6 protein-coding genes are annotated in these 5,270 nt (G+C 72.5%); 4 read left to right on the top strand and 2 right to left on the bottom strand.

The window, feature by feature from the left end; genetic code table 11:
* Positions 1 to 77: 77 nt before the first annotated feature.
* The gene (locus K6I34_RS30885; RefSeq protein ID WP_121797853.1) at positions 78 to 359 is read right to left on the bottom strand and encodes an Lrp/AsnC family transcriptional regulator; all 282 of its coding nucleotides are present in this window, start codon (positions 357 to 359) and stop codon (positions 78 to 80) included.
* An 11-nt stretch (positions 360 to 370) separates the two neighbouring features.
* Positions 371 to 1,102 carry a rhomboid family intramembrane serine protease gene (locus K6I34_RS30880; RefSeq protein ID WP_229331092.1) on the bottom strand — a complete coding sequence of 244 codons (732 nt, stop codon included), beginning with the start codon at positions 1,100 to 1,102 and terminating at the stop codon, positions 371 to 373.
* A 175-nt stretch (positions 1,103 to 1,277) separates the two neighbouring features.
* On the opposite strand from K6I34_RS30880, the gene K6I34_RS30875 reads away from it, so the two are divergent.
* The 4 genes from K6I34_RS30875 to K6I34_RS30860 form a co-directional block, all read left to right on the top strand.
* Complete coding sequence (locus tag K6I34_RS30875; RefSeq protein WP_229331090.1) at positions 1,278 to 1,517, top strand: hypothetical protein; 240 nt, start codon at positions 1,278 to 1,280, stop codon at positions 1,515 to 1,517.
* Between the two features lie 19 nt (positions 1,518 to 1,536).
* On the top strand, positions 1,537 to 2,916 hold the full coding sequence (locus K6I34_RS30870; RefSeq protein WP_374231070.1) for an NYN domain-containing protein: 1,380 nt from the start codon (positions 1,537 to 1,539) through the stop codon (positions 2,914 to 2,916).
* 229 nt (positions 2,917 to 3,145) lie between these two features.
* The gene (locus tag K6I34_RS30865; RefSeq protein ID WP_229331088.1) at positions 3,146 to 4,204 is read left to right on the top strand and encodes an NlpC/P60 family protein; all 1,059 of its coding nucleotides are present in this window, start codon (positions 3,146 to 3,148) and stop codon (positions 4,202 to 4,204) included.
* Between the two features lie 229 nt (positions 4,205 to 4,433).
* Positions 4,434 to 5,270 (top strand): NlpC/P60 family protein (locus K6I34_RS30860; protein WP_229331086.1); only part of this gene is annotated, 837 nt, incomplete at its 3' end.

Genomic DNA, 5,270 nt, shown 5'->3' with positions numbered 1-5,270 from the left:
GTCTGGGGGAGGGTGGGCACAACCGGACCACCGGGCCGCACCGGAACGGGGTCCGGGGGCGGAGCCCCCGGGGACGGTTACGCCTCCAGGCCGATGGCGAAAGCGGCCTCAAGGTCGTGCTGCGAGTACGTACGGAACGCGATGTGCGTCTCCGTGAACGTCACCCCCGGCACCTTGCTGATGCGCCCCGGGATGACGTCGGCCAGGTCGTCGTGGCGCGCCACCCGTACCATCGCGATCAGGTCCTGCGCCCCCGTCACCGAGTAGACCTCGCTGACCCCCTCCATCGCGGCGATCTCCTCCGCGATCTCGGGGATCCGGGCGCCGTCGGTCTTGATGAGGACGATGGAAGTGATCACGGTGGGGGCTCCTATCGGGGAGGTCGCGGCCCGTCGCCGGACGCGGCCGTGTCTTTCACTCTAGCCGCACACCTGTAGCGCGCCCACGCGTACAGGAAGCCGAGGGCGAAGCCCACCACGTGGGCCAGGTAGGCCACCCCGGGCCGGTCCCCGGCGCCGCGGGCGGCCAGCCACTGGAGGGCGAACCAGAAGAGCAGCACCGCCCAGGCGGGGAAGCGCAGCGGCAGGAAGAAGAGGAACGGGAAGAGACTGGTCACCCGGGCCCTGGGGAAGAGACAGAGGAAGGCCCCGAGCACCCCGGAGATCGCCCCGGACGCTCCGACCAGCGTCCGTCCGGAGTCGGCGTGCGCGGCCGCGTAGCCGAGCAGGGCCAGTACCCCGGCGGCGAGGTAGAACAGTGCGAACGAGGCCCGGCCCATCCGCTCCTCGGCCATGGCGCCGAAGACGTGGAGGAAGAGCATGTTCCCCAGCAGATGCAGCCAGTTGCCGTGCACGAAGAGAGCGGTGAGCGGGGTGACGAGCCGCTCCGGCGAGCCGTGCCACAGTTCCTCGGGCACCACGCCCCAGCGTTCGAAGTAGGCGTTCTGCGCGAGCAGCAGGTCGCCGTCGGTGCCGTGCGGGACGCCGAGCCCCGACGCGGGGCCGAGGAGGAAGACGGCGCAGCAGACGCCGATCAGCGTGTAGGTGACCATCGGGACGGTCCGGGGGCGCCGGGCGCTCCGGTGTGCTGCCGTGACGGGCATGGCCAGATCATGTCGTAACGGCAGCAAACGGCACAGAGCGCCTCGCCGGGCCGGTCTTCCGTGCCGCATGCGCGGCTGTACTCCGCGCCGCATGACCATCAGGCCGTAGGGTTACGGGGAGCACCGGACCGCTACGAGGACCGTGACGAAGGCCGTGACAAAGGAGGTCGACACCATGGGCGTTCCCCAGCCGACCGCAGGGACCCGCTGGCGCTGCACGCTGTGCGGCAACCTCACCCGGTTCGACGTCACGCGCACGAGCAGGGCCGTGGAGTTCGTGCACCTCGACCTGGCCGGAGAGGCTCGGGTGGAGGAGCGGGACGTGCTCAGTGAGACGATCGAGTCCGTACGTTGCCGGTGGTGCAACACGGTCGACCAGATCGAGCTGGTGGACAGGCCGGGCGCGAGTGCCTGAAGAACGGGAGCGGTGAGCGGTGGTTGAGCACACAGGCGGCGTGGACGCGGCCGGTGAACCGGATGACACCGGTGGGGCCGACGGCGTCGCCGAGGTGCTCGACCGACCCCTGCCCGAAGGCGTCCGGCGGCGGGTCATCGGCCTGGTCGCGGAGGCGTTCGGCGGGCTGACGGTCGCCGAACTGCCCGCCGCCCTGCGGCAGTACGCCCGGTTCACCCCGAGCCGCCGGGCCAAGTTCGCCGGCAACGCCATGGCGGCGGCCGTGGAGAACGACGCCGCCTTCCGGCAGCGGATCTCCGCGCGCCTGCGGGAGACGGGATCCGAGCTCGCCGAGGCGCTGGACGCCGGTTCCCCGCCCGCGGCCGCGGACCCGGAGGACGTGGCGGCCATGGCCTATGTGCTGCGGCCCGTCGGCTGGGTCAAGCTGGTCACGGCCGCGGGCGAGGAGGCGCAGCGGGCGAGCGCGGAGCGGGCGGGCGAGGAGGCCCAGCGCGAACTGCGGCGGCTGCGCGAGGAACTGGCGGAGGCCCGCGCCGAGGGCCGGACGGAGGCCGACCGCATCCGCGCCGAGCTGGACGCGGTCCGCAAGGAGAACGACGCGATGCAGCGACGTCTGCGCAGCGCGGTGAGCGACGTGCGCCGCGGCGAGGCCGCGCTGCGCAAGGCGGAGACGGAGCTGGAGGCCGTACGGGCCGCCGGTGCCGCCGAGAAGGCCGCGGCCCTGGGCGAGACGCGCCGCCTCAAGGCCCGGCTCGCGGAGGCCGAGGCAGGCCTGGAGGCGAGCCGCCGGGCGGCGCGCGAGGGCCGCAGCACGGAGGACATGCGGCTGCGGCTGCTGCTGGACACCGTGCTGGACGCGGCGCAGGGGCTGCGGCGCGAGCTCGCGCTCCCGCCCGCTTCCATGCGCCCGGCGGACACCGTGGACGCCGTGGAGCCGGGGCGCATGACCCCGAAGGACATCGCCACCCGCGCGCTGTCCGAGACCGACCCCGCGCTGCTGGACCAGCTGCTCGCGCTCCCGCAGGCCCACCTGGTGGTCGACGGCTACAACGTGACCAAGACCGGCTATCCGACGATGCCGCTGGACAAGCAGCGGCTGCGGCTGCTGGGCGGGCTCGCGATGCTGGCCGCGCAGACGGGCGCGGAGGTGACCTGCGTCTTCGACGGCGCGGAGCTGGCCGCGCCGGTGCTGCTGGCGCCGCCGCGCGGCGTGCGGGTGCTGTTCAGCAAGCCCGGCGTGACCGCCGACGAGCTGATCCGTCAGCTCGTGCGCGCCGAGCCGCCGGGGCGCCCGGTCGTCGTGGTCTCCACGGACCGCGAGGTCGCCGACGGCGTGGCCAAGGCGGGCGCGCGGCCGGTGGCATCGGTGCTGCTGCTGAAGCGACTTGCGCGGACCTGAGGCAGTGGCTGAGGGGTCATCATGTGTGACTCACTGTGTCGCGCGAGTAAAGGATTGAACCCCGGGGCGAGATTTTGCGTCTGAGGATTTGAACGGATCATATTCCGCTCACTAAGGTCGGGCCTCGAACCTTCACGCGGTGATCATCCATTCGGGGTGGCGGTGAAGGTCCCGCCGGAGCCGCGGACTTCGCGCGGCGCGGCGGCTGAGGAAGAAGGAGCCTGTCTCCGTGGCGTCCCACCGTCGACCCAAGCAGCCGGGCCGCACCCGGGTGACCGTGCTGACCGCGACCGCTGCCGCCGCCGTCGCACTCTCCGCGCAGGCCGCGCACGCCGATTCGCCGTCCAAGGCGGATGCCAAGGCGAAGGTCGACAAGCTCTACGAAGAGGCGGAGCAGGCCACCGAGAAGTACAACGGGGCCAAGGAGAAGCAGGACAAGCTGGAGAAGCAGGTCAGCGACCTCCAGGACAAGGTGGCCCGCGGCCAGGAGGACGTCAACAAGCTCCGCGACAGCCTGGGTACGGTCGCCACCGCGCAGTACCGCAGCGGCGCCGTGGACCCGTCCCTCCAGCTGCTGCTCTCCTCGGACCCCGACACCTTCCTCGAGAAGGCCTCCACGATCGACCAGCTGACCGCCAAGCAGGCCGACACCCTCAAGCAGATGTCCGAGAAGCAGCGCACGCTCAAGCAGCAGCGCCAGCAGGCCACCGACAAGCTCAAGGACCTCGACGACACCCGCAAGGCGCTCGCCGACCGCAAGGACGAGGTCCAGGGCAAGCTCGCCGACGCCAAGGAGGTCCTGAACTCCCTGAGCCCCCAGGACCGCGCGGAGGTCCTCGGCGAGGGCAAGGACGGCGGCAAGGGCGGCGCCGGCGGCGGCGACCGTGCCAGCCGTGGCGAGGGTCGCCCGGACATCAACATCCCCGCCGGTTCGGGCCGTGGCGGTGCCGCACTCGCGGCCGCCTACACCAAGGAGGGCATAGCCCCCTATGTGTGGGGTGCGACCGGACCGAGCTCCTTCGACTGCTCCGGCCTGACCTCCTGGGCATACGCGCAGGCGGGCGTCACCATCAGCCGCGTCTCGCAGGACCAGGCCAACGACGGCACCCGCATCTACGACCAGAGCCAGCTCAAGCCGGGCGACCTGGTGCTCTTCTACGGCGACCTGCACCACGTCGGCCTGTACGCGGGCAACGGCATGGTGCTGCACGCCCCCAAACCGGGTACCAACGTGCGCACCGAGGCCATGAGCAACATGCCCTTCCAGTTCGGCGTCCGGATCGGCTGATCCGCTTGGGCCGAATGGCTGACGCACCCCCCTTTCGGGGGAACCGCGGCAGCCGCCGCTGACTCCGCGCCCCGCCGGTGACCTGCGTCTCCGGCGGGGCGTCAGTATTCCCGTGTCACCGGGTCTTTGAACCTGGGGTGACCGCGCCGCTACTGTCTGGCGCGCAGGTTGCCCCCCGGTGACCGCCTCCCGGGGAGCCCGGGGGAGAACGGAAGGAGTGCGGCAGCCCGTGGCGTCACACCGTCGTCCCGCGCAGCCCGGTCTCGCACAGAGCGTCCGGGTCACCGTCATGTCCGCCGCGGTGGCCGCCTCTGCGGCCGGTCTGGCGACACCCGCAGGCGCCGCGCCCGGCGCCCCCTCCGGCTCGGACAAGCCGACAGGGTCGGTGAAAGCACAGGTCGACAAGCTCTACGAGCAGGCCGAGCAGGCCACCGAGAAGTTCAACGCGGCCGGTGAGCGCGCCGACGCCCTGAAGCGGAAGGTGGCCGAGACCACCGACCGCGTCGCCCGCGGCCAGGAGCACGTCAACCGGATGCGCCAGGCCCTCGGCATGATCGCGACCGCGCAGTACCGCAACGGCGCCGTCGACCCCGCGCTCCAGCTCCTGCTCTCCTCGGACCCCGACGCCTACCTGGAGCGGGCCGCCACCCTCGACCGGGTCACCGGCCGCCAGGCGGAACAGCTGAAGTCGCTCCTGGGGGCCCAGCGCGCCCTGCGCCAGGAGCGCGCCGAGGCGAGCCGCGTCCTCGGGCAACTGGAGGACAGCAGGCGCGCCGTCGAGCAGCGCAAGCGGGAGGTCGAGGGCAAGCTCGCCACGGCACGCAAGCTGCTCAACTCGATGCCGCAGGCCGAACGGGAGGCGTACGCGCGGGCCTCGCGCTCCAGCGGCGGGGAGCGCTCCGCCCTCGCCGGGCTGCCGAGCCTCTCCGGGCTGGTCGGCGCCGCGTCCTCGCGGGGCGCCGCCGCGGCGATGGCCGTACGGTCGGCCGTCGGCACCCCGTACGCCTGGGGGGCCACCGGGCCCTCCGCCTTCGACTGCTCCGGGCTGATGCAGTGGGCCTACGGG

This window comes from Streptomyces sp. UNOC14_S4, from assembly GCF_020740835.1.
GTDB lineage: Bacteria > Actinomycetota > Actinomycetes > Streptomycetales > Streptomycetaceae > Streptomyces.
The sequence above is the reverse complement of the archived record's forward strand: the minus strand, read 5'-3'. Positions and strand labels throughout refer to the sequence as shown.

Excerpts from the sequence above, each read along its gene's own strand:
- K6I34_RS30880 (WP_229331092.1), bottom strand. The coding sequence starts at position 1,102 with ATGCCCGTCACGGCAGCACACCGGAGCGCCCGGCGCCCCCGGACCGTC.
- K6I34_RS30875 (WP_229331090.1), top strand. The coding sequence starts at position 1,278 with ATGGGCGTTCCCCAGCCGACCGCAGGGACCCGCTGGCGCTGCACGCTG.